The sequence below is a fragment of the Pseudomonas sp. PAMC25584 genome (assembly GCF_058135675.1).
In genome coordinates this window covers 444,190-468,676 of the sequence record NZ_CM176870.1, presented here as the reverse complement: position 1 = coordinate 468,676, position 24,487 = coordinate 444,190, and the positions used below count along the sequence as shown (strand labels likewise).

General features: G+C 61.6%; 16 protein-coding genes and 2 pseudogenes. 4 read left to right on the top strand and 14 right to left on the bottom strand.

The window, feature by feature from the left end:
• The first annotated feature begins 109 nt into the window (after window positions 1–109).
• On the top strand, window positions 110–1,378 hold the full coding sequence (locus tag ACS5Q8_RS02065; protein ID WP_276195952.1) for an MFS transporter: 1,269 nt from the start codon (window positions 110–112) through the stop codon (window positions 1,376–1,378).
• 48 nt (window positions 1,379–1,426) lie between these two features.
• Here the strand turns inward: ACS5Q8_RS02065 and hemE are convergent, their stop codons facing one another.
• Entirely contained in the window at window positions 1,427–2,494 is a 1,068-nt protein-coding gene (hemE, locus tag ACS5Q8_RS02060; protein WP_276195951.1) for a uroporphyrinogen decarboxylase, read from the bottom strand.
• A gap of 234 nt (window positions 2,495–2,728) precedes the next feature.
• On the opposite strand from hemE, the gene ACS5Q8_RS02055 reads away from it, so the two are divergent.
• Window positions 2,729–4,104 (top strand): IS3 family transposase gene (locus ACS5Q8_RS02055; RefSeq protein ID WP_465159541.1). Its coding sequence is split into 2 segments (ribosomal slippage): window positions 2,729–3,229 and window positions 3,232–4,104, totalling 1,374 coding nucleotides; the frame shifts between segments, so codons are not numbered across the junction.
• Between the two features lie 92 nt (window positions 4,105–4,196).
• Here ACS5Q8_RS02055 and ACS5Q8_RS02050 read toward each other — a convergent pair.
• The 10 genes and pseudogenes from ACS5Q8_RS02050 to ACS5Q8_RS02005 form a co-directional block, all read right to left on the bottom strand.
• Window positions 4,197–5,615 (bottom strand): FAD-dependent oxidoreductase, encoded by a 1,419-nt coding sequence (locus ACS5Q8_RS02050; RefSeq protein WP_426100465.1) that lies wholly within the window; start codon window positions 5,613–5,615, stop codon window positions 4,197–4,199.
• Window positions 5,616–5,647: 32 nt separating this feature from the next.
• The gene (gene gltB, locus ACS5Q8_RS02045; protein WP_276195950.1) at window positions 5,648–10,093 is read right to left on the bottom strand and encodes a glutamate synthase large subunit; all 4,446 of its coding nucleotides are present in this window, start codon (window positions 10,091–10,093) and stop codon (window positions 5,648–5,650) included.
• A 350-nt stretch (window positions 10,094–10,443) separates the two neighbouring features.
• On the bottom strand, window positions 10,444–12,006 hold the full coding sequence (locus tag ACS5Q8_RS02040) for an SPOR domain-containing protein (protein WP_276195949.1): 1,563 nt from the start codon (window positions 12,004–12,006) through the stop codon (window positions 10,444–10,446).
• A gap of 10 nt (window positions 12,007–12,016) precedes the next feature.
• Window positions 12,017–13,117 carry a 3-dehydroquinate synthase gene (gene aroB / locus ACS5Q8_RS02035; RefSeq protein WP_276195948.1) on the bottom strand — a complete coding sequence of 367 codons (1,101 nt, stop codon included), beginning with the start codon at window positions 13,115–13,117 and terminating at the stop codon, window positions 12,017–12,019.
• A gap of 125 nt (window positions 13,118–13,242) precedes the next feature.
• Entirely contained in the window at window positions 13,243–13,761 is a 519-nt protein-coding gene (gene aroK / locus ACS5Q8_RS02030) for a shikimate kinase AroK (protein ID WP_024072964.1), read from the bottom strand.
• Between the two features lie 4 nt (window positions 13,762–13,765).
• A pseudogene (locus ACS5Q8_RS02025) lies at window positions 13,766–15,019 on the bottom strand (type IV pilus secretin PilQ); the annotation flags it as partial.
• Between the two features lie 141 nt (window positions 15,020–15,160).
• The gene (locus tag ACS5Q8_RS02020) at window positions 15,161–16,132 is read right to left on the bottom strand and encodes a pilus assembly protein PilP (protein ID WP_276195947.1); all 972 of its coding nucleotides are present in this window, start codon (window positions 16,130–16,132) and stop codon (window positions 15,161–15,163) included.
• Window positions 16,129–16,680 (bottom strand): PilN domain-containing protein, encoded by a 552-nt coding sequence (locus ACS5Q8_RS02015; RefSeq protein ID WP_276195946.1) that lies wholly within the window; start codon window positions 16,678–16,680, stop codon window positions 16,129–16,131. Before ACS5Q8_RS02015 ends, ACS5Q8_RS02020 begins: the two co-directional genes overlap by 4 nt.
• Complete coding sequence (gene pilM, locus ACS5Q8_RS02010; protein WP_276195945.1) at window positions 16,680–17,333, bottom strand: type IV pilus biogenesis protein PilM; 654 nt, start codon at window positions 17,331–17,333, stop codon at window positions 16,680–16,682. Before pilM ends, ACS5Q8_RS02015 begins: the two co-directional genes overlap by 1 nt.
• Before the next feature lie 23 nt (window positions 17,334–17,356).
• Window positions 17,357–17,503, bottom strand: coding sequence for a hypothetical protein (locus ACS5Q8_RS02005; protein ID WP_276195944.1), 147 nt, complete (start codon window positions 17,501–17,503; stop codon window positions 17,357–17,359).
• Window positions 17,504–17,551: 48 nt separating this feature from the next.
• On the opposite strand from ACS5Q8_RS02005, the gene ACS5Q8_RS02000 reads away from it, so the two are divergent.
• On the top strand, window positions 17,552–20,017 hold the full coding sequence (locus ACS5Q8_RS02000; protein WP_426100467.1) for a penicillin-binding protein 1A: 2,466 nt from the start codon (window positions 17,552–17,554) through the stop codon (window positions 20,015–20,017).
• Between the two features lie 200 nt (window positions 20,018–20,217).
• Here ACS5Q8_RS02000 and ACS5Q8_RS01995 read toward each other — a convergent pair whose 3' ends face one another.
• From ACS5Q8_RS01995 to rpmE, 3 genes and pseudogenes are all read right to left on the bottom strand, one after another.
• Window positions 20,218–21,486: a malic enzyme-like NAD(P)-binding protein gene (locus ACS5Q8_RS01995; protein WP_247406539.1), complete on the bottom strand. Its 1,269-nt coding sequence runs from the start codon at window positions 21,484–21,486 to the stop codon at window positions 20,218–20,220.
• A gap of 215 nt (window positions 21,487–21,701) precedes the next feature.
• Window positions 21,702–21,791: pseudogene (locus ACS5Q8_RS01990) on the bottom strand (thermonuclease family protein); the annotation flags it as partial.
• A 14-nt stretch (window positions 21,792–21,805) separates the two neighbouring features.
• A complete protein-coding gene (gene rpmE / locus ACS5Q8_RS01985) occupies window positions 21,806–22,039 on the bottom strand; it encodes a 50S ribosomal protein L31 (protein WP_247406541.1) in 234 nt (77 codons plus the stop codon).
• 225 nt (window positions 22,040–22,264) lie between these two features.
• On the opposite strand from rpmE, the gene ACS5Q8_RS01980 reads away from it, so the two are divergent.
• A complete protein-coding gene (locus ACS5Q8_RS01980) occupies window positions 22,265–24,484 on the top strand; it encodes a primosomal protein N' (RefSeq protein ID WP_465159786.1) in 2,220 nt (739 codons plus the stop codon).
• Window positions 24,485–24,487: the final 3 nt, after the last annotated feature.

Genomic DNA, 24,487 nt, shown 5'->3' with positions numbered 1-24,487 from the left:
TCGTAAAAGCTATCAAACAGGTCGAACAATATATTGGAAAGAATCATTAGGCAGCTATATTCTTTTTCAGATTGCCGGTCCTGGCAGGCTTTTCCTCCCCGAGGTCCCCGTGAAATCTGCTGTCGCTCCATTCGCTCAAGAAGTCCCGCCGACCGCCCTGGATGAGGTCGTGGCGCAGCTCAATGACGCGTACATCGAAAAAGGCACGCCGATGTTCATGCGCACCGTGTTGGCGCTGTTCTCCGGCGGGTTCGCGACGTTTGCCCTGCTGTATTGCGTGCAGCCGATGATGCCGGCGTTGTCCCACGAGTTTTCCATCAATGCGGCGCAAAGCAGCCTGGTGCTGTCGGTGTCTACGGCGATGCTCGCCCTGGGCCTGCTGATCACCGGGCCGATTTCCGACACGCTGGGGCGCAAGCCGGTGATGGTCGCCGCGTTGTTCTGCGCCGCGCTGGCCACCATCGCCAGCGGCCTGATGCCGAGCTGGGAAGGGATTTTGCTGATGCGCGCGCTGGTGGGGCTGTCGCTGAGTGGCCTGGCCGCCGTGGCGATGACGTACCTGAGCGAAGAGATCCACCCCCAGCACATCGGCCTCGCCATGGGCCTGTACATCGGCGGCAACGCCATCGGCGGCATGAGCGGGCGGCTGATCATTGGTGTGTTGATCGACTTCGTCAGTTGGCACACGGCAATGCTGATCATCGGCGCCCTGGCCCTGATCGCCGCGACGGTGTTCTGGAAAATCCTCCCCGAATCGCGCAACTTCCGCGCCAGTAGCCTCAAGCCGCGCAGCCTGGTGGACGGCTTTGTCGTGCACTTCAAGGACGCGGGCCTGCCGTGGCTGTTCCTCGAGGCCTTCCTGCTGATGGGCGCGTTCGTGACGATGTTCAACTACATCGGCTACCGCTTGCTGGCCGACCCGTATGACCTGAGCCAGGCCGTGGTCGGTCTGCTGTCGCTGGTGTACCTCTCGGGCATCTACAGCTCGGCGAAAATCGGCTCCCTGGCCGACCGCCTCGGCCGCCGCCGCGTGCTGTGGGCCACCATCGTGTCGATGCTTGCCGGCATCGTCCTGACCCTGTTCACCCCGCTGTGGCTGGTGATACCCGGCATGCTGGTGTTCACGTTCGGCTTCTTCGGCGCCCACTCGGTGGCCAGCAGCTGGATCGGCCGCCGCGCGGTGAAGGCCAAGGGGCAAGCGTCGTCGTTGTACCTGTTCTGCTACTACGCGGGTTCGAGCGTTGCCGGCACCGCGGGTGGGTTCTTCTGGCACTTCGCCGGGTGGAACGGGATTGGTGGGTTCATCGTCGCACTGTTGATCGGCGCGTTGCTGGTGGCGCTGAAGCTGGCGAAACTGGCGCCGCTGCAAACGGCCTGACAAACAAAAACGCCCGGCATAAGCCGGGCGTTTTTTATTGCGCGCCAATCACTCGTGATACTGCGCCGACAACTCATGCACCGCACGCAGGAACGCGCCGGCATGTTCCGGGTTCACTTCCGGCGTAATGCCGTGACCCAGGTTGAACACATGCCCGCTGCCCTTGCCGTAGCTGGCCAGGATACGCCCGACTTCGGTGCAGATGGCTTCCGGCTTGGCGTACAGCACGGTCGGGTCCATGTTGCCTTGCAGCGCGACCTGGTTGCCGACGCGGCGGCGGGCTTCGCCGATGTCGCAGGTCCAGTCCAGGCCCAGGGCATCGGCGCCGACATCGGCGATGCTTTCCAGCCACAGGCCGCCGCCCTTGGTGAACAGGATCACCGGCACTTTACGGCCTTCGTGTTCACGGATCAGGCCGCTGACGATCTTGCGCATGTAGGCCAGGGAGAACTCCTGGTACGCCGCCGACGACAGGTTGCCGCCCCAGGTGTCGAAGATCTGCACCGCTTGCGCGCCGGCCATGATCTGGCCGTTGAGGTAAGAGGTGACCGACTGCGCCAGCTTGTCCAGCAGCAAGTGCATGGCCTGTGGGGTGTCGTAGAGCATGGCCTTGGTCTTGCGGAAGTCTTTCGACGAGCCGCCTTCGACCATGTAGGTGGCCAGGGTCCAGGGGCTGCCGGAGAAGCCGATCAGCGGCACGCGGCCATTGAGCTCGCGGCGGATGGTGCTGACGGCGTCCATCACGTAACCGAGGTCTTTGTGCGGGTCCGGGATCGGCAGCGCTTCGATGTCAGCCAGGGTGCTGATGACTTTCTTGAAACGCGGGCCTTCGCCGGTCTCGAAGTACAGGCCTTGGCCCATGGCGTCAGGAATGGTGAGGATATCGGAGAAGAGGATGGCCGCATCCAGTTCCGGGTAGCGGTCCAACGGCTGCAGGGTGACTTCGCAGGCGAACTCCGGGTTCATGCACAGGCTCATGAAGTCACCGGCCTGGGCGCGGCTGGCGCGGTATTCCGGCAGGTAGCGACCGGCTTGACGCATCATCCATACAGGGGTGACGTCAACGGGCTGCTTGAGCAGGGCACGAAGGAAACGGTCGTTCTTGAGGGCAGTCATGTCGGCATCCGCAAAAAAAGTACGGGCATTTTCTCAGAGCGCGACGCAAAAGGCACGGGATGAGCCGTGCCTTTTGTCTATCGGGTTGATTTACGACAATCTCTTGGGCACATCAACACCAAATGTGGGAGGGGGCTTGCTCCCGATTGCAGTGTGTCAGTCTCAGTATCTTTAACTGAACCACTGAAGTGCGCCCCAGAAGTTGGACACCCATCCAACTCCTGGGGCTTTTTCATGAGCAAGTACACAACGCAGTTCAAGCTTTCCGCCATTACCGCCTTCCTGGAACGAGGCCGAGGCTTTCGCCATATTGCTGCTCGATTTCATATGGACCCCACTTTACTTCGCCGTTGGGTGGAAGCTTACCGGCTGCACGGTGAGGCCAGTCTGAGTAGTACCGGTGGACGTTACAGTGCTTTGTTCAAGTTCTCCGTTCTGCAACGCATGTGGCGTGACTCCCTTTCTTTTCGCCGCGCAGCGGCACTCTTCAATCTGGGTGACTCTACCCAAGTGGGCAGATGGCAGCAGCAGTATTACAGTGGCGGTATTGAAGCCCTGGCCTCAGGGGAAAAAGGATCGAATACCGCTATGTCCAAGCTACCTGCTAAACCTCGAAAAACGGCCATTCCACTCACCGACCAAGAACGTGCTCACAAGGCTTTACTTGATGAACTCCAGTATTTGCGCATGGAGAACGCCTACCTAAAAAAGCTTGGGGAGTTAGGCGAGGCAGTGATGAGGCGCGAGAAAGAAGCGAAGAAAAAGCCCAATTAGTCTCTGAGTTGAGGCACAGCTTCCCCTTGGACCATTTGCTCAAGCTGGCTGGGCTCGCCCGCAGCACGTACTACTACCAACTCAAGGCGATGGACGGAGCAGACCGGTTCGTTTCGCTAAAAGCCTCTATCCAGAGCCTTCAAGACGAGCATAAGGGGCGATTCGGCTATCGCCGTATGACTTTAGCTCTGCGGAGCGACGGACAGTTGATCAACAGTAAAACTGTGCGGCGACTGATGGGGGAGTTGAGTCTGAAATGTACGGTGCGACCGAAGAAATACAGATCGTATCGAGGACCAATGGGAGAAGTATCGCCTAACATCCTGGCTCGTCAGTTCGAGGCTGAGCAACCGAATCAGAAATGGGTAACGGATGTCACCGAGTTCAAAGTGGCAGGCGAAAAGCTATATCTGTCTCCAGTTTTAGACTTGTACAACGGAGAAATTGTGGCCTATCAAACCGCCACGCGCCCCCAATATGCCCTGGTGGGCGACATGCTGGAACAAGCTCTTGAGCGCTTGCCTGAGGGCGTCAAGCCCATGTTGCACTCGGATCAAGGTTGGCACTATCGATACCCGAAGTACCGGGATCGACTAGAAAAAGCAGGGTTGGAACAGAGCATGTCACGCAGAGGAAACTGCTATGACAACGCCACAATGGAGAGCTTCTTCGGCACGTTGAAGTCAGAGTTTTACTACCGGGAAAGCTTCGAGAGTGTGGCTCAGTTGCAGGCTGGACTGGCTGAATACATCCATTACTACAACCATAAGCGAATCAAAACGAAACTTGGCGGACTGAGCCCTGTAGCGTACAGAGCCAGGTCCGCTGTAGCCTAACAATCACTGTCCAACTTTTGGGGCGCACTTCACACCGCTATCGGGGGCAAGCCCCCTCCCACATTTTGGCCACATTTCAAAGATGAAATGGGTTAGACCTGCAGGTAATCCAGGATCCCTTCGGCGGCATTGCGGCCTTCGAAGATCGCCGTTACTACCAGGTCGGAGCCGCGCACCATGTCGCCACCGGCGAAGATTTTCGGGTTGCTGGTCTGGTGCTTGTACTGGCCTTGTTCCGGGGCGACGACGCGGCCCTGGCTGTCGGTCTGGATCTGGAACTGCTCGAACCACGGCGCCGGGCTTGGGCGGAAGCCGAACGCGATGACCACGGCGTCGGCCGGGATGATCTCTTCGGAACCCGGGATCGGCTCGGGGCTGCGACGGCCACGGGCGTCCGGTTCGCCGAGACGGGTCTCGACCACCTTCACGCCTTCGACCCGGTCTTCACCGACAATCGCGATCGGCTGGCGGTTGTAGAGGAATTTCACGCCTTCTTCCTTGGCGTTCTTCACCTCTTTGCGCGAGCCCGGCATGTTCGCTTCGTCACGACGATACGCACAGGTCACCGACTTGGCGCCTTGGCGGATCGAGGTGCGGTTGCAGTCCATCGCGGTGTCGCCACCGCCCAGCACCACGACCTTCTTGCCTTTCATGTCGACGAAGTCTTCCGGCGACTTTTCAAAGCCCAGGTTGCGGTTGACGTTGGCGATCAGGAAATCGAGCGCGTCGTGCACGCCCGGCAGGTCTTCACCGGCAAAGCCGCCTTTCATATAGGTGTAGGTGCCCATGCCCATGAATACGGCATCGTATTCGGCGAGCAGTTGCTCCATGGTCACGTCTTTGCCGACTTCGGTGTTCAGGCGGAACTCGATGCCCATGCCGGTGAACACTTCGCGACGGTGGCTCAGGACGGTTTTTTCCAGCTTGAACTCGGGGATACCGAAGGTCAGTAGGCCGCCGATTTCCGGGTTCTTGTCGAACACCACCGGGGTCACGCCGCCACGCACCAGCACGTCGGCACAGCCCAGACCCGCCGGGCCCGCGCCGATGATCGCGACGCGCTTGCCGTTCGGCTTGACCTTGGACATGTCCGGGCGCCAGCCCATGGCGAAGGCGGTGTCGGTGATGTACTTCTCCACCGAACCGATGGTCACCGCGCCGAAGCCGTCGTTGAGGGTGCAAGCACCCTCGCACAGACGGTCCTGCGGGCACACCCGGCCGCAGACTTCCGGCAGGGTGTTGGTCTGGTGCGACAGCTCGGCGGCGGCGAGGATGTTGCCCTCGGCCACCAGTTTCAGCCAGTTGGGAATGAAGTTGTGCACCGGGCACTTCCATTCGCAATACGGGTTACCGCACCCCAGGCAGCGGTGGGCCTGGTCGGCCGAGTGCTGGGGTTTGAAGGGTTCGTAGATTTCCACGAACTCTTTCTTGCGTTGACGCAACAGTTTCTTCTTCGGATCTTTGCGCCCGACATCGATGAACTGGAAGTCGTTATTCAGACGTTCAGCCATGTTAAAACCTCATCAAACTCTTCAGGCGCATATCACTGCGGGTTGGCACGGATGCTGGAAAGCAACGATTTCAGGTTGGCAGCCTTGGGCTTGACCAGCCAGAAACGACGCAGGTAATCATCAAGGTTCTCAGCGAGGTTACGACCCCATTCGCTGCCGGTTTCCTCGACGTACTCGTCCAGCACGTGCTGCAAGTGGTTACGGTGGGATTCCATCGCTTCGCCGCTGATCCGCTGGATCTCGACCAACTCGTGGTTGACCCGATCGACGAAGGAGTTGTCCTGGTCCAGCACGTAGGCGAAACCGCCGGTCATGCCCGAACCGAAGTTGTAACCGGTCTTGCCCAGTACCGCGACAAAGCCCCCGGTCATGTACTCGCAGCAGTGATCGCCAGTGCCTTCCACCACCGTGTGGGCACCGGAGTTACGCACGGCGAAACGCTCACCGGCCGTACCGGCGGCGAACAGCTTGCCGCCGGTGGCGCCGTACAAGCAGGTGTTGCCGATGATGGCACTGTCCTGGGTCTTGTAGACGCTGCCTTTAGGCGGAACGATCACCAGCTTGCCGCCGGTCATGCCCTTGCCCACGTAGTCGTTGGCGTCACCTTCCAGGTACATGTGCAGGCCGCCGGCGTTCCACACGCCGAAGCTCTGGCCCGCGGTGCCGGTGAAGCGGAAGGTGATCGGCGCCTTGGCCATGCCCTGGTTGCCGTGCTTGCGCGCGATTTCGCCGGAGATGCGTGCGCCGATGGAGCGGTCGCAGTTGCAAATGTCCATGCTGAATTCGCCGCCGCTGGCGTCGTTGATCGACGAAGTGGCCATCTCGACCATCTTCTCGGCCAGCAGGCCTTTGTCGAACGGTGGGTTGCGCTCCACCTGGCAGAATTGTGGCTTGTCTGCCGGGATGTGATCGCTGCCCAACAGCGGCGTCAGGTCCAGGTGTTGTTGCTTGGCGGTCTGGCCTTCGAGGATGTCCAGCAGATCGGTGCGGCCGATCAGCTCTTCGAGGGAGCGCACGCCCAGTTTGGCCAGCCACTCACGGGTTTCTTCGGCGACGTAGGTGAAGAAATTCACCACCATGTCGACGGTGCCGATGTAGTGATCCTTGCGCAGCTTCTCGTTCTGAGTGGCGACGCCGGTGGCGCAGTTGTTCAGGTGGCAGATGCGCAGGTATTTGCAGCCCAGGGCGATCATCGGCGCAGTGCCGAAGCCGAAACTTTCGGCGCCGAGGATGGCGGCCTTGATCACGTCGAGGCCGGTTTTCAGGCCGCCGTCGGTCTGCACGCGGACTTTGCCGCGCAGGTCGTTGCCGCGCAGGGTCTGGTGCGTTTCGGCGAGGCCCAGCTCCCACGGTGCGCCGGCGTACTTGATCGAGGTCAGCGGCGAAGCGCCGGTGCCGCCGTCGTAGCCGGAGATGGTGATCAGGTCGGCATAGGCCTTGGCCACACCGGCGGCGATGGTGCCCACGCCGGCTTCCGCGACCAATTTCACCGAGACCAGGGCCTGCGGGTTGACTTGTTTAAGGTCGAAAATCAGCTGCGACAAGTCTTCGATCGAGTAGATGTCGTGGTGCGGCGGCGGCGAAATCAGGGTCACGCCCGGCACCGCATAACGCAGCTTGGCGATCAGACCGTTGACCTTGCCGCCCGGCAGTTGGCCGCCCTCACCGGGCTTGGCACCCTGGGCGACTTTGATCTGCAGCACTTCGGCGTTGACCAGGTATTCGGGGGTTACACCGAAACGGCCAGTCGCCACTTGCTTGATTTTCGAGCTCTTGATCGTGCCGTAGCGCGCCGGGTCTTCACCGCCTTCGCCGGAGTTGGAACGCGCACCCAGGCGGTTCATGGCTTCGGCCAGGGCTTCGTGGGCCTCGGGCGACAAGGCGCCCAGGGAAATACCGGCGGAGTCAAAGCGCTTGAGGACCGATTCCAGCGGTTCGATTTCGCTGATGTCCAGCGGCGTATCCAGGGTTTTCACCTTGAACATGTCGCGGATCATCGACACCGGGCGGTTATCCACCAGCGCGGTATATTCCTTGAACTTGGCGTAGTCGCCCTGCTGCACGGCGGCTTGCAGGGTGCTGACCACGTCCGGGTTGTAGGCGTGATATTCGCCACCGTGTACGAACTTGAGCAGGCCGCCTTGCTGGATCGGCTTGCGCGCACTCCAGGCTTCGGCCGCCAGGGCTTTCTGTTCGGCTTCGATGTCGACGAAACGCGCACCCTTGATGCGGCTCGGCACGCCACGGAAGCTCAGGTCGCAGACTTCTTCCGACAGACCGATGGCCTCGAACAACTGCGCGCCACGGTAGGAGGTGACGGTGGAGATGCCCATCTTCGACAGGATCTTCAGCAGGCCCTTGGTGATGCCTTTGCGGTAGTTCTTGAACACCTCGTAGAGGTCGCCCAGGACTTCGCCGGTACGGATCAGATCACCGAGCACTTCGTAGGCGAGGAACGGGTACACCGCCGAGGCGCCGAAACCGATCAGCACCGCGAAATGGTGCGGGTCGCGGGCGGTGGCGGTTTCCACGAGGATGTTGGAGTCGCAGCGCAGGCCTTTTTCGGTCAGGCGGTGATGGACCGCGCCGGTGGCCAGGGAGGCGTGGATCGGCAGCTTGCCCGGTGCAATGTGACGGTCGGTCAGCACGATCTGGGTACGCCCGGCGCGCACGGCTTCTTCGGCCTGGTCCGCGACATTGCGCACCGCGGCTTCAAGGCCGAGGCTCTCGTCGTAGTTCAGGTCGATGATCTGACGGTCGAAGCCTGGGCGCTCCAGGGTCATCAGCGAGCGCCACTTGGCCGGGGAAATGACCGGCGAGCTGAGGATCACGCGGGAGGCGTGCTCAGGCGATTCCTGGAAGATGTTGCGCTCGGCACCGAGGCACACTTCCAGGGACATCACGATGGCTTCACGCAGCGGGTCGATCGGTGGGTTGGTCACCTGGGCGAACTGCTGGCGGAAGTAGTCGTATGGCGTGCGCACGCGCTGGGACAGCACGGCCATCGGCGTGTCGTCGCCCATCGAGCCGACCGCCTCGTAGCCTTGCTCGCCGAGCGGACGCAGCACCTGGTCGCGTTCTTCGAACGTGACCTGGTACATCTTCATGTACTGCTTGAGCTGGTCGATGTCGTAGAACGCCGAACCGTGGTCGTTGTCTTCCATGGTTGCCTGGATGCGCAGGGCGTTCTTGCGCAGCCATTGCTTGTACGGATGACGCGACTTCAAGCGGTTGTCGATCGCATCGGTGTCGAGGATCTGCCCGGTTTCGGTGTCAACGGCAAGGATCTGCCCAGGGCCGACGCGGCCTTTGGCGATCACGTCTTGCGGCTGGTAGTTCCATACGCCGATTTCCGACGCCAGGGTGATGAAACCGTTGGTGGTGGTCACCCAACGCGCCGGGCGCAGGCCGTTACGGTCGAGCAGGCACACCGCGTAGCGGCCGTCGGTCATGACCACGCCGGCCGGGCCGTCCCACGGTTCCATGTGCATCGAGTTGTACTCATAGAACGCCCGCAGATCGGGGTCCATGGTCTCGACGTTCTGCCACGCAGGCGGAATGATCATGCGCACGCCACGGAACAGGTCGATGCCGCCGGTGACCATCAGTTCGAGCATGTTGTCCATGCTGGAGGAGTCGGAGCCGACGCGGTTGACCAGCGGGCCGAGTTCTTCCAGGTCCATCAAATCGTTGGCGAACTTGGTGCGACGGGCCACAGCCCAGTTGCGGTTGCCGGTGATGGTGTTGATCTCGCCGTTGTGGGCGAGGAAGCGGAATGGCTGGGCCAGCGGCCATTTCGGCAAGGTGTTGGTGGAGAAGCGCTGGTGGAACACGCAGATTGCGGTTTGCAGGCGCTCATCGCTCAGGTCCGGATAGAAGGCGGTCAAGTCCGCCGGCATCATCAGGCCTTTATAAATGATGGTCTTGTGCGAAAAGCTGCAGATGTAGTGGTCGGTGTCAGCGGCATTGGACACGGACGAGCGACGACGCGATGTGAACAGCTTGATCGCCATGTCCTGGTCGCTCAGGCCGTCGCCCGCGATGAACACTTGTTCGATCTGCGGCAGGCGCTCCAAGGCCAGGCGGCCGAGCACGCTGGTGTCGATCGGCACTTTGCGCCAGCCGACGAGTTGCAGGCCGGCCGCGAGGATTTCGCGGTTCATGTTCTCGCGAGCGGCTTCGGCTTTGACCGGGTCCTGGTTGAAGAACACCATGCCCACCGCGTACTGCTTGGGCAGGTCGGCCGCGAAATGTTCTTTGGCGACAGCGCGCAGGAACAGGTCGGGCTTTTGAATGAGCAAGCCACACCCGTCACCGGTCTTGCCGTCGGCGTTGATCCCACCACGGTGGGTCATGCAGGTCAGGGCCTCGATGGCCGTTTGCAAAAGGGTATGACTGGGCTCGCCCTGCATATGGGCAATCAGGCCGAAACCGCAGTTATCCTTGAATTCATCGGGTTGGTACAGACCTGCTTTCATAGACGCTTTCTCACCAGGCTGCCTCTTATATCGAGGCAAATTTCTTTTCAATTCAACCAGTTACCTTCCACGCCGAACGTTCGTCGGCTTTGCAGGGGCAAAAGGGAGGTCATTGTACACACCGACACAGACGCTCACAAATTTAGCGACGAGATGTCGCAAATCTATGTCGCATTTATGAAAGGTTTAAAGCGATATGCTGTGCTAGTCAAAACTTTTTTAATTTTGACCGCTACGACTCAAAAGCCACTGTGACGCAGACACCACAACGCGCGCGGCCTTGAAGGCTGCACGCACTTGCGGTTTTTTTGAGGTGCCGGGAGGGCGGCCTGGGTAAGGCCGCCGGATCTTCAGCGAGTTGCTGCCAGTTCTTGTTGAACGCTGGCAACAGTGCGAGGCCAAGGTTTACCAGCCTGAACCTTCGCTGGCAAGGCTTTGATAGCGGTATCGGCGGCAGCACGGCTTGAGAAGCTGCCGTAAGTGATCACGTAAAGCGGCTTGCCGTTGAGCACTTTCTTGAAATAACGGTACTCGCCGCCCTGCTCTTTGACGAAGGCTTGAGCGTTGGCTTCGGAGCTGGTGCCGAGGATCTGCACCACGAAGTTACCGCTAGGCTGGCCGGTGTACCAACTGCTGCCGGTGGCGCCGGCCTTGGCAACGGTCACGGGTTTTTCAACCGGCTTGGTGACGGGCGCCGGTGCTGGCTTGGCGGCAGGTGCTGGCGCTGGTGCGACCGGTTTGGTGACGGGCGCCGGCTTGGCAGTCGCGACCGTAGGCGCAGGCGTTGGTTTTGCCGCCGGTTGACCGGCGGGGACGCCCGCAGGTGGCGCGGTGGTGGTCACGGTCGGCGGTACGGCGCTGGAGCCTTCCACCGGCACGCCGTCGTCGCCTTCGGAGATACCGCCGGCCGCTTCGGCGAGCGGGCCACGCATGACAGGCTGGCCGACCATCGGCAGGCTGGTCGGTTGGCCGGAGTTGGCGAACTCGACATTTGGCGTCGGTTTACCCAGTGGCAACTGCGCCTGTTCGGTTGGCGCGCCAGCAGTGGTCGGTGCCTTGCTGCGACCCGGGATCAACCAGGCAGCGGCGACAGCGACCACGACAACGGCGGAAATAGCCAATACGTGCTTCTTAGGCATAGTGAACCCCATCTTTGGACGCTTAACCGCAGAGCGGCTGGCAATCATGGCTTCGATCATGGCATCCCGGGCGACCTGATTGATGGTGCCAGGCCAGCCGTCGGAGCTTTCGTGAATATCAGAGATCTGCTGAGCGGAAAAAAGTTCGATGCCCTGCCCGGCGCCTTCGAGACGTTGCGCCAGGTATTCGCGGGTTTCTTCCTCTTCATACGGCTGCAATTCGATGACGTGGAACAGCTCCTGCTCGCCGCTGATCTGCTCCAGAGCGGCGATCAGGGACGATTCACCGAACAGGAACACATGGGGGCGACCTTCGGGCGTGCCCGCCGCCAGCGCCAGCAGCGCTTCGAGGGCAGATTCGTCAAGCTGCTCGGCGTCATCCACCAGCAGGTAGACTTCTTGGCCGGTCAGGCCCAGTTGCACCACTTGCTTGAGGATCGCATTCGGCTCGGCGCTGGAAACATTCAGGGCCTGGGCCACCTGGCGCAGCACACCCGCCGCATCACCGGCGCCACGGGCCGACACCACCACGCTTTGGACCGATTGCTTGTTGGTGCTGGCGACCAGCGCCTGGCGCAACAGGGTCTTGCCACTGCCCAACGGGCCGGTGACGACCAGCAACAGCTGGCTGTAGCGCGCGAGATGATGCAATTGCCCGAGCACCGGTTTGCGCTGCGCAGGGAAAAATTTGAAACCAGGTACCCGTGGAGCAAAAGGGTCGTGGCTTAACTGGTAATGGCCGAGGAACGCCTCGTCGGCATGCAAACTAGTCATCGGGCTCTTATTAACCTTTAAGCTGGGCCAGGGCGCGGTAATCCGCTCCCAGCGTGGCCTGTAAAATCTCTTTCGGATAATCGTCGGTCACTACCGCTTCGCCTATGCGACGCAGGAGCACCAGTCGCAGTCGACCGTCGATCACTTTCTTGTCTATCGCCATATGTTCGAGGAAATCCGCCTCGGTCATCTCCTGAGGCGGGATCACCGGCAATCCTGCGCGCAGGAACAGGCGGATGCCACGATCCCGCTCCTGGGCGCTGATCCAGCCCAGGCGTTGCGACATCTCCAATGCCATCACTGTGCCAGCCGCTACGGCTTCCCCATGCAACCACACACCATAGCCCATGTGCGTTTCGATCGCATGGCCGAAGGTGTGGCCCAGGTTCAGGGTGGCCCGAACGCCGGACTCCCGTTCGTCGGCATTCACCACCAGCGCCTTGGCGGCGCAGGAACGCGAGATCGCCTCGGTCAGCGCCACCTGGTCGAGCGCGCGCAGGGCGTCGACATGTTCTTCCAGCCAGGTCAGGAACGGTTCGTCACAGATCAGCCCGTACTTGATGACTTCCGCCAAGCCCGCCGACAGTTCGCGCGGTGGCAGGGTGTTGAGGGTCGCGGTGTCGATCAGCACGGCCTGGGGCTGATAGAACGCGCCCACCATGTTTTTGCCCAGCGGATGGTTGATGCCGGTCTTGCCACCCACCGACGAATCGACCTGGGACAGCAGGGTGGTCGGCACCTGGATGAAATCCACGCCGCGCTGGTAACAGGCGGCTGCAAAACCGGCCATGTCACCAATCACGCCGCCACCGAGGGCGACCACGGTGGTGCGCCGATCATGGCGTGCGGCCAGCAGGCCATCGAAAATCAGTTGCAGGGTTTCCCAGTTCTTATGGGCTTCGCCGTCGGGCAGCACCACGGAGATCACCGAATACGCCGCCAGGCTACGGCTCAGACGCTCAAGATACAGCGGCGCGACCGTTTCATTGGAGATGATCGCCACTTGCCGACCGGCAATATGCGGTGCGAGCAACTCGGGTTGGTCCAGCAGACCTTCGCCAATATGGATCGGATAGCTGCGCTCGCCTAGATCAACCTTAAGTGTCTGCATGTGTCCCCGCGTTGAAGATGTATTAACGACCGGCAATGTCGCGATCCGACGTCGCCTGATGGCTCTACGCCACACCCCACAGGGTAATAACGCGCCGCCGAGAATAGCGCATTTCGGGCCTGGCTTTAACGGGGTGGCAGCCGTTGCAGGCGCTCAAGAATGTCGAGCACCACCATCCGAGGTGGCCGCTCATCGGTTTCCACCACCAGATCGGCGATTTCCCGATACAGCGGATCGCGCAGCGCCAGCAGATCCCGCAGGGTTTTCGCCGGGTCGGCGGTGCGCAGCAGTGGGCGATTGCGATCGCGCGCGGTGCGCCCTACCTGCTGCTCGACCGAGGCATGCAAATAGACCACCCGACCACCGGCATGCAGTGCCCGGCGGTTCTCCTCGCGCATCACGGCACCGCCGCCGGTCGCCAAGACCACGCCGTCGCAGCCGCACAGCTCGGCAATCATCGCCTGCTCACGGTCACGAAAGCCCAGCTCGCCTTCCTTATCGAAGATCCACGGGATATTGGCGCCCGTGCGCAATTCAATTTCCTTATCGGAGTCTTTGAATGGCAGGCGCAGCTCTTTGGCCAGCAAACGGCCGATGGTGCTTTTTCCAGCGCCCATCGGTCCTACAAGAATCAAATTTCGCACAGAATCAATGACTCACAGCAATCGCCTGGTTATTCATAATACGTGGAGTCAGGAATACCAGCAGCTCGGATTTTTTCTCCGCCAGCACATCGCGCCGGAAAAGGCGGCCAAGATACGGCACATCGCCCAAAAATGGCACTTTATCTACCACTTTGCTTTGGGTATTGGAGAAAACTCCGCCAATGACGATGGTCTCGCCGTCCCTGACCAGCACCTTGGCGTTGACCTCGTTTTTCTTGATCGGCGGTACGTCGTTGAGTTTGTTCAGATAATCCGGCTCATCCTTGGTGACTTTCACCGCCATGATCACGCGGTCGTCAGGCGTGATTTGCGGGGTGACTTCCAGGGACAGCGACGCCTCCTTGAACGACACCGAGGTTGCACCGCTGGAGCTGGACTCCTGGTAGGGAATCTCGGTGCCCTTGAGGATGCGTGCAGTTTCCTTGTCGGACGTGACCACCTTGGGCTGCGAGACGATCTCGCCGTTGCCGGTTTTTTCCATGGCGGTCAGTTCCAGGTCCAGCAGCAGGTTGTCGGTGATAAACGCGATACCCAGGCCGGAAGTGCCGGTGAGCGCGCCCAAGTCGACGAAGGGCGCACTGGGCGGATTGTCCACAGGCTCCGTCCCTGGCGCCGGGGGTTGCTGGACACCACCGGCGCCCCAGTTACCGCGATTGACCTGCCCTCCCCAGCGCACGCCCAGGCTTTTGTCGTAGTCGACATTGGCCTCGACAATCCGCGCTTCGATCATCACCTGGCGCACCGGAATGTCCAACTGCGCCACGATGCGTCGCAGCTCTTCCAGGCGCTCGCCGGTCTGGTAGGCAATGATGTTATTGGTGCGGTCATCCACCGCCACCGACCCACGCTCATCGGTGGTGCCTTCAAGGCCCGTCACCGACTGGAACAACTTGGCCAGGTCCGCAGCCTTGGCGTAATTGACCTGCAGCAGCTCGCGACGCAATGGCGCCAGTTCGGCCATCTGCTTGCGCGCCTCCAGCGTCAGCAGTTCGCGCGCGGCCAACTCTTCGGCGGGCGCCACCAACAGCACGCCGGCCTTTACCCGCTTGTCCAGCCCCTTGCTTTGCAACACCAGGTCCAGCGCCTGATCCCAAGGCACGCCCTTGAGCCGCAGGGTGATCGAACCCTGCACATCGTCGCTGGCGACCAGGTTCAGGCCCGCCACATCGGCAATCTGCTGCAATACAGCGCGCAGCTCGATGTTCTGGAAGTTGAGGTTCAGCTTGTCGCCGGTATAGGTGCCTGATGCCGCGCTGCCGGGGGGCGGCAGTTGGATCAGATCCACACGATTGGGCACAGCAGCAGCCATCGGTGCCGTGAACGCTATCCATAGCGCCACACCGAAGGACGAGAAAGTCCTTTTCATTGTTTGATTCCGTTATGAGTTGACGTTTAGCACGAGGGTTCGCGGGCGCTCCAGCCATGCGCCCTGTTCATCGGGAAACAACTCGACCAATTCGACATGGCCTTCATCAATGGCCGTGACCCGACCGTGGTCCGGCCCAAGGTAATCGCCGACCGCCAGCCTGTGGACGGTGGTCGCGGCACGTAGCAGGGCGAAGGTCTGCATGCCTCGGGACAGCGTGCCGACCATTTCGAACTGGTCGACAGCGATACCTTCCAGGACCCCACGGGCGCGGCCGAGGTCCGGCGCGAGCGCGGGCCGGCCAGGCACGTGATCGACCTGCAAGGCGCGTGGCTGGAACGGATTGCGCAAGGCAAGCGCGTCATAGACAAAGCGCGGCCCCGGCTCGGCGGCCTGGCCCGGCTGAGCGCCCGGCGATGGATTGCGATACGTCTTGGCCAGCAACTCCAGGCGCAATGCCGCCCCATCAACTCGCAGCGCGACATCATGCACCGTGACGATGCGCGGCAAGCCGCCCAAGGCGCTCACAAACATCGCCAGGTCGTGATAAGCCCCGGTGACGCGCAGGCGTAACGGCTGCTCGATATAGAGTGGCCGGGGCTGCTCATCCAACAGCACGATATCGTCGACGAGCACCGCATTGGCCGCGCCCAGCCGGGCAATATCTTCGAGCAAAGCGGGCACCTCGGCCGCGCCAGGCAACTGCTGCATCAGCCCGGAAAAGCTCGCCTGCATCGCCTGAAACTGCAGGCTGCGCGCCTCAAGGCTGGCAGCAAGGCCAGCCTTTTCGGCCACTTGGCGCTGCAAAACGGCGCCCTGCGCCTCGATCCCCTCCAGCCGCTCCCGCGATGGGCTCAGGTACATCCCATCGCCCACCCACAGCACCAGGCCGGCGAGCGCGCAGCCGAGCAGGGCCTTGGCGGGCAAGGGCCAGTTCGCAGCGTTATGGGTGAGAGCGGAAAAGTCGAGCCTGGGCAGGCTCACGGCTGGGCCTCGACGGACTCTCCCTGGCGCACCATCAATTGAAACTCGTTGCTGCCCTGGCCATCTTCCATCCGCACATGTTGCAGCCGAGTGGCGTGGGCGCCTTCGGACGCTTGCAGGCGGCGCATCAGTTGGGCGATGTCCTGGCTGGAGTCAGCGCTGCCTCGGATGCTGACCGTATCGCCCTTCGCCACAACCTCGTGCAAATGCACCCCGTCAGGCACCGCGCGAGCCAACTGATCCAAGAGCTGGGCACCGGCCGAGCGGGCTTCGTTCAAGTCTTGCACGACCTTCATGCGCTCCGCCAATTGCTGGCTTTGTTCCTGCAGGTCATCGATGGTCTTGATGCGCGAGTCGAGGACGGCAACGTCGTTGTCCAAGTGGCTATTGCGCGTCACTTGTCGATTGATCGCCTGGTCGATCACCTGATCGGCCAGCCACACTGCAGCGAGCGCCACGCAGGCAAACGCCAGCAGCAGCACCAGGAAGAATTTGCGCCGCCGTTCCGCCAGCGCCTGGCGCCAGGGCAAAAGGTTGATTCGTGTCATCAAGCGAAACTCCTCAGGGCCAACCCGCAAGCAATTCCCATCCCGTGGGCATCCACGGCCCATTGTGCGCCATCGACTCGATGGCCCGGCGTGAAGCTGGCGAAATCCTGACTGCAAGCGCGCGCCAATGCAAATGCTTCCACATCCACCACCGTCGGCACCAGCCCAGCCAGGCTCAAAACCGCGACCCGAGCCTCTACCTGGGCCTTATGGCACGCCGCGAGCAATACATCAACCCGCGCCAGGTTCTGGGCCGATGGCCCGCGAACCTGGAAATCCAGGGCCATCTCATCCAGCGGGTACGGGATGTACTGGTCGGCCTCCATCTGGATCATCCAGGTCATTTCTTCCTCACTAAGCCCTGCCTCCAACTCGATCACCCGCGTAATCACCGAGGGGCCCGACACGGCCACGGCCGCTTGCCGGGCCGAGGTGCGCAACCGGGCTAACGCCTGGGACAACGCCTGCCCGACGCCGTCGAGGTCGAGCATGCTGCTATCGACCACGGCTTGGGCCGGTAGCGTCTGCGTGGCGTAGCGTTGTACGGTGTAGCCAGTGGGCGAGCGGCCGAGTTCGATCAGCCGGATGCCCGTGTCCTGAATGTCGACACCCAGGACGGTCTCGACTTTTTGCCTGAAAAATCCCTTTCTCATAAAACTCCCTAAAACTTTCCCTGTCATACCGCCTGATTGGCGCGGGGCACCGTGCATTCGGTCGCCTTGTTTGCGAGGCGCGAATGACGCCCCAAGCTGAAAAATGCTTTAATGCCCAGCGTTTTTTCCCGCTTTTTATCTGCAGCTCGGGGCGATTCATCGTTTGCCATGCATGCCCCGGCGCCTAACCCATTCTTTTCTCTGGAAATCCAAAAGCCTTGATTCGTCTGCTGAAGTTTTTCGGGTACTCCATTGTCGCCATGGTTTGCGGGCTGCTGCTCGTCCTCAGCGGCGCCTACCTCTACCTTAGTCCGGGTTTGCCCTCCGTAGAGGCCCTGAGAAGCATCCAGTTGCAGATTCCTTTGCGGGTCTACAGCAGCGATGAAAAACTGATCGCGGAGTTCGGCGAAATGCGCCGCACCCCGATCCGTTTCGCGGATATTCCGCCCAATTTCATCAACGCCCTGCTGTCGGCCGAGGACGATAATTTCGCCAACCACTACGGCGTCGACCCCAGCAGCCTGGTGCGGGCCGCCACGCAATTGGTAAAAAGCGGACACATTCAATCCGGCGGCAGCACGATCACCATGCAGGTGGCGAAGAACTTCTTCCTCACCAGCGAGCGCAGCTTTTCGCGCAAAGCCACCGAGATCCTGCTGGCACTGCAGATCGAACGTCAGTTGACCAAGGACGAGATCCTTGAGCTGTACGTCAACAAGATCTACCTGGGCAACCGCGCCTACGGCATCGAAGCCGCGTCCCAGGTCTACTATGGCAAGTCGATTCGTGATGCCAGCCTGGCGCAGATGGCCATGATTGCCGGCCTGCCCAAGGCGCCATCGCGCTTCAACCCGCTGGCCAACCCGGCGCGCAGCAAAGAGCGGCGCGACTGGATTCTGGGGCGCATGTACAAGCTGGGTAAAATCGACCAGAGCGCCTATGAAAGCGCGGTGGCCGAGCCGTTGAACGCCAGCTACCACGTACCGACCCCGGAAGTGAACGCCCCGTATATTGCGGAGATGGCGCGGGCCGAGATGGTCGGCCGTTATGGCAGCGAGGCTTACACCGAAGGCTTTCGCGTAACCACGACCGTTCCGAGCAACTTGCAGGAAATCGCCAACAGCGCGGTGCATGAAGGCCTGATCACCTACGACCAGCGCCACGGCTACCGCGGCCCCGAATCACGCCTGCCGGGCAAGACCCTGAGCGCCTGGACCACCGAACTCGGCAAGCAGCGCACGATCAGCGGCCTCGAACCGGCCATCGTCACCCAGGTGAAGAAGGACGGCGTGCAGGTACTGACCCGCACCGGCGAAGCGCATGTGGCGTGGGACAGCATGAAATGGGCGCGCCCATTCCTGAATACCAACAGCATGGGCCCGATGCCCAAGCAGCCGTCGGACGTGGCGCAGGTGGGCGACTTGATACGCGTGCAACGCCAGAAAGACGACAACCTGAAATTCAGCCAGGTGCCGGTCGCCCAAGGCGCGCTGGTTTCCCTCGACCCACAGAACGGTGCGATCCGCGCCCTGGTCGGCGGCTTCGCGTTCGAGCAGAGCAACTACAACCGTGCCACCCAGGCCAAGCGCCAGCCGGGCTCGAGCTTCAAGCCGTTCGTCTACAGTGCCGCCCTGGACAATGGCTACACGGCCGCCAGCCTGGTCAACGATGCCCCGATCGTGTTTGTCGACGAGTACCTGGACAAGGTCTGGCGCCCGAAGAACGACACCAATACCTTCCTCGGCCCGATCCGCATCCGCGAGGCGCTGTACAAGTCGCGCAACCTGGTGTCGATCCGCTTGCTGCAGGCGATGGGCGTGAGCAAGACCATCGACTACATCACGCGCTTTGGCTTCAACAAGTCGGACCTGCCGCCGAACCTGTCCCTGGCCCTGGGGACGGCGACCCTCACGCCGATGGAAATCGCCACCGGCTGGAGCACGTTTGCCAACGGCGGTTACAAGATCACGCCGTACCTGATCGACAAGATTGAAAGCCGCAATGGCGACACCCTCTTCACCGCCAACCCGCCACGGGTGCCAGGGGATGTGGTCAACGGCGTGGTAGCCAGCGATGGCCTGGCCGCACCGAGCAACGGCGGTATCACCATCGAGCCGACCCCAGGCGCCACGCCCGCGGCAAACCCGGCGGCCGCACCTGAACCGCAAGCGCCGGCGGTGGCCGAGCGCGTGGTGGATGGCCGCACCACCTACATCCTCAACAGCATCCTGGAAGACGTGATCAAGAAAGGTACCGGCCGCCGCGCACTGGCCCTGGGCCGCGCGGACATCGCGGGCAAGACCGGTACCACCAACGAATCCAAGGACGCCTGGTTCTCCGGCTACAACGCCGACTACGTGACCACCGTGTGGACCGGCTACGACCAGCCGGAAAGCCTCGGCCGCCGCGAGTTCGGCGGCACCGTCGCGCTGCCGATCTGGATGAGCTACATGGGCGCGGCCCTGAAGGACAAGCCGCTGCATACCCAGCCAGAACCGGAAGGCATCCTCAGCCTGCGGATCGACCCGGTCAGTGGCCGTGCGGCATCGCCGAGCACGCCGAATGCGTACTTCGAGCTGTTCAAGAGCGAAGACACGCCGCCGTCGATCAACGAACTGGGCAATGGCGTGGCACCGGGCAGCCCGCTGCCGGCGGATGAGGCGGCACCGATCGATCTGTTCTGACGGAGTCTGTGTTTGGACACAGATCCAATGTGGGAGCCCGATAGCAGTAGACCAGTCAACTCATCAGGTGACTGACACACCGCTATCGGGGGCTTGCCCCCTCCCACATTTGGTTCTGCGCAGGCCTTGGGTTTATAGCCAGACAGCAAAAAGCCCCGACTCGCGAGAGCCGGGGCTTTTTGTTGGTGCGCTACAACGGCTTAGCCGTTGAACACATCATCCACGCTTTGCAGCGGGTAGTTTTTCGGATACGGCAGGGTGGCCACACCGGTCTCGATCGCGGCTTTGGCCACGGCGTCGGAGATCAGGGTGATCAGGCGCTTGTCCATTGGTTTCGGAATGATGTACTCACGACCGAATTCCAGCTTGGCGCCACCGTAGGCATCGCACACATCCTGAGGCACCGGCAGCTTGGCCAGTTCACGCAGGGCGTTGGCGGCAGCCACTTTCATTTCTTCGTTGATGCGCTTGGCGCGAACGTCCAGGGCACCACGGAAGATGAACGGGAAGCCCAGTACGTTGTTGACCTGGTTCGGGTAGTCCGAACGGCCGGTGGCCATGATCACGTCGTCGCGGGTGGCGTGTGCCAGTTCCGGCGCGATTTCTGGGTCCGGGTTGGAGCAGGCGAACACGATCGGGTTGGCCGCCATGGCCTTCAGGCCTTCAGCGCTCAGCAGGTTCGGACCGGACAGGCCGACGAACACGTCGGCACCGTCGAGGGCCTCAGCCAGGGTGCGCTTGGAGGACGGATGCGCAAACATCGCCTTGTACTGGTTCAGGTCGGTACGCTCGGACTGGATCACGCCCTTGCTGTCGACCATGTAGATGTTTTCCAGCTTGGCGCCCATGCTGACGATCAGCTTCATGCACGAGATGGCCGCAGCGCCGGCGCCCAGGCAGACGATCTTGGCGTCAGCCAGGGTTTTGCCAGCGATTTCCAGGGCGTTGATCATGCCGGCCGCAGTAACGATCGCGGTGCCGTGCTGGTCATCGTGGAATACCGGAATGTCGCACTGCTCGATCAGGGCCTTTTCGATCTCGAAGCACTCAGGTGCCTTGATGTCTTCCAGGTTGATGCCACCGAAGGTGATGGAAATGCGCTTGACGGTGTCGATGAAAGCCTGCGGACTCTCGGAATCGACTTCGATGTCGAACACGTCGATGCCGGCAAAGCGCTTGAACAGCACGCCCTTACCTTCCATAACTGGCTTGGAGGCCAATGGGCCGAGGTTACCCAGGCCGAGAATCGCGGTGCCATCGGAAATCACTGCAACCAGGTTGCCTTTGCCGGTGTATTTGTACGCCAATTCAGGGTCACGGGCGATTTCACGTACAGGCTCGGCAACGCCAGGGCTGTAGGCCAGCGACAGGTCGCGGGCGGTGGCAGTGGCTTTGGTGAGCTCTACACTCAGCTTTCCTGGACGAGGAAGGGCATGATATTCGAGAGCGGCAGTTTTCAAATCAGACATATCGGCATTCCGCTTTTACTGTTGGTCGACGGACCGCCGAGGATACTCGTGTCGTAAAGCCCCTACAAGACTGGACAGTCACAGGTGTCAAGGGCTATGCACTACGACTTTTGGCCAAGAGCTGCGGGATACAAGGAGCGGACTGCTCACAATCTGCTTAAAAGATGTCTACAATTTTTCTTCCGATATCGATTTCAACAAACGCAATCGCGCTGGAGTTCCTGCCTGGCCGCCGACAGCCAAATCGCGGGCACAAAAAAGGCGCCCACAAGGGGCGCCTTTTTCAACAGCTGGCAAAAGCCCATAGGGCTTTTGAGCCTTACTCTGCCGGAGTAGCAGCAGGCTTCTTGCCGAAAGCACCAAAGCGATCTGCGAAGCGCTGTACGCGGCCGCCAGTGTCCAGAGTTTTCTGCTTACCGGTGTAGAACGGGTGGCACTCGTTGCATACGTCAGTGCCCAGTGGCTTGCACAGGTTCGAACGGGTTTCGAACTTGTTGCCGCAGCTGCAGGTGACTTCGATGGTTTCGTACGCTGGATGGATACCGGCTTTCATGGTGACTTCCTCAGGCTAGCGTGCCGCCACTCGACACCATTGTCGAATACCGCACGTAATTAGGCCGCGAATTCTACCAGACCTTTTTAAACGCGCAAGCGCCGCTCTGCATCGATTCAGTACACCAACGCCCCTTTCATCCGAAAACCGCGGCATACCCAACGCATCCCTCGTCTGCTAGGCTCCCGCCCTTCGTCATCACCCTCCTTATAGAGAACCCCTCGCGTGCCCGACGCCATTTTGCGCCTAGCCCTGCCCTCGCCCCTGCGCCGCCTGTTCGACTACAGGGCCCCGGCTGGCGTGCTGCGGGCGCAGTTGCAGCCAGGCATGCGGGTACGGGTGCCCTTTGGGCGCAGGGAAATGATCGGCATCCTGGTAGAAGTGGCCGATCACAGCGAAGTCCCGGCAGAAAAGCTCAAGCCGGCCGTGGCCATCCTCGACGCCACCCCGCCGCTGCCACCCGCGCTGTTCAAGCTGTGCCTGTGGACTGCCCAGTATTACCAGCACAGCCTGGGCGACACCTTGAGCTGGGCGCTGCCGGTGCTGCTGCGCCAGGGCGAGTTGGCTGAAGCACGCCAGGAGCGCTTCTGGTCGACGGTGCCCGGCGCACGCCTCGACGACCCGCGCATCGCCCGCGCTCCGCGCCAGCGTGAAGCCCTCGCGACGCTGGCCCAGCACCCCCATGGCGTGGCCCATCAGCTCTTGAGCAAGCTGATGCTGAGCAAAGACAGCCTCGACCTGCTGCTCGCCAAAGGCATGGTGCAAGTCGAGATCCGCAAGCACGCCCCGGACCCGCGCCATGAACACTGGCTGGCCCAACCGGAATTGCCGCTGAACCCCGAACAGCGTGCGGCCTATGAAGCCATTCGCGCAGGGTTTGACAGCTTTCACGCGTTCCTGCTGGCCGGCGTGACCGGCAGCGGCAAGACCGAAGTCTATCTGCAGTTGATCCGCGAAACCCTACAGGCGGGCAAACAGGCGCTGGTGCTGATCCCCGAGATCAACCTCGGCCCGCAAACCTTGGCGCGTTTCGAACAGCGCTTCAACGCACGCATCGCCCTGGTGCATTCGGCGGTCAACGACCGTGAACGCCTGGAGTCGTGGCTGGCGGCGCGGGACGGCGAGGCCGACATTATTATCGGCACCCGCTCGGCGCTGTTCACCCCGATGAAAAACCCCGGGCTGATCATCATCGACGAAGAACACGACGGTTCGTATAAGCAGCAGGAAGGCCTGCGCTACCACGCCCGCGACCTGGCCCTGGTGCGTGCGCGCCAGGAAGACATCCCGATCGTACTGGGTTCGGCCACCCCTTCCCTGGAAAGCCTGCATAACGCCTACACCGGCCGTTATGGCCTGCTACGGCTGAATGAGCGCGCAGGCGGCGCCAAGCAACCGCGCTTCCTACGCCTGGATGTAAAAAGCCGGCCACTGGACAGCGGCATTTCCGGGCCGATGCAACAAGCCATCGGCCAGACCCTCGCCGCTGGCCAGCAAGTCCTGGTGTTTCTCAATCGTCGCGGCTTCGCGCCGACCTTGTTGTGCCATGACTGCGGCTGGATGTCCGAATGCGAACGCTGCGATGCGCGCATGACCGTCCACCAGCGCCATGGCGAGTTGCGCTGCCATCACTGCGGCCATGTGGAACGCGTGCCGCGTCATTGCCCGCAATGCGGCAAAGTCGACCTGCGACCGGTTGGCGCGGGCACCGAACGCGCCGAAGAACGCCTGGGCATTCTGTTCCCGGACTACCCGGTGCTGCGGGTCGATCGCGACAGCACCTCGCGCAAAGACGCGATGAACCAGCTGTTCGCCACCATCCAGAAGGGCCAACCGTGCATCCTGGTGGGCACGCAGATGCTTGCCAAGGGGCATCACTTCCCCCGGGTGACCCTGGTGTCGATCCTGGATGCCGACGGCGGCTTGTTCTCCGGGGACTTCCGCGCCAGCGAGCGCATGGCGCAGTTGATCGTGCAAGTGGCCGGGCGTGCCGGGCGTGCCGAGGAGCCGGGTAAGGTGATCATCCAGACCCACCTGGCTGACCATCCGCTGCTGATTCAACTGACCGAACAAGGTTATTTCGCGTTTGCCGAGCAGGCCTTGAGCGAACGCCGCGCCGCCGGCCTGCCGCCCTTTGCTCACCTCGCGCTGCTGCGTGCCGAGGCGCACAAGCCGGGCCAGGCGGAGGGGTTTCTCGATGAAGCCTGCAGCGCCGCCGAACGTCTGCTCGGCGAACTGGGCCTGAGCGGCATCGAATTGCTCGGCCCGGTGCCCGCGCCCATGGAGCGCCGAGCCGGACGGTATCGCGCTCAGCTACTCTTGCAGGCGACGTCACGCGCGCCGCTGCATCGGCTATTAAGTAGCTGGTTACTTGCGCTGGAGCAAATGCCCAGCGGACGCCAGGTGCGATGGTCGATGGATGTGGACCCGGTCGATTTGTATTGATAG

Excerpts from the sequence above, each read along its gene's own strand:
- hemE (WP_276195951.1), bottom strand. The coding sequence starts at position 2,494 with ATGACTGCCCTCAAGAACGACCGTTTCCTTCGTGCCCTGCTCAAGCAG.
- ACS5Q8_RS02050 (WP_426100465.1), bottom strand. The coding sequence starts at position 5,615 with ATGGCTGAACGTCTGAATAACGACTTCCAGTTCATCGATGTCGGGCGC.
- gltB (WP_276195950.1), bottom strand. The coding sequence starts at position 10,093 with ATGAAAGCAGGTCTGTACCAACCCGATGAATTCAAGGATAACTGCGGT.
- ACS5Q8_RS02040 (WP_276195949.1), bottom strand. The coding sequence starts at position 12,006 with ATGACTAGTTTGCATGCCGACGAGGCGTTCCTCGGCCATTACCAGTTA.
- aroB (WP_276195948.1), bottom strand. The coding sequence starts at position 13,117 with ATGCAGACACTTAAGGTTGATCTAGGCGAGCGCAGCTATCCGATCCAT.
- ACS5Q8_RS02015 (WP_276195946.1), bottom strand. The coding sequence starts at position 16,680 with ATGACACGAATCAACCTTTTGCCCTGGCGCCAGGCGCTGGCGGAACGG.
- pilM (WP_276195945.1), bottom strand. The coding sequence starts at position 17,333 with ATGAGAAAGGGATTTTTCAGGCAAAAAGTCGAGACCGTCCTGGGTGTC.
- ACS5Q8_RS02005 (WP_276195944.1), bottom strand. The coding sequence starts at position 17,503 with ATGGCAAACGATGAATCGCCCCGAGCTGCAGATAAAAAGCGGGAAAAA.
- ACS5Q8_RS01995 (WP_247406539.1), bottom strand. The coding sequence starts at position 21,486 with ATGTCTGATTTGAAAACTGCCGCTCTCGAATATCATGCCCTTCCTCGT.
- rpmE (WP_247406541.1), bottom strand. The coding sequence starts at position 22,039 with ATGAAAGCCGGTATCCATCCAGCGTACGAAACCATCGAAGTCACCTGC.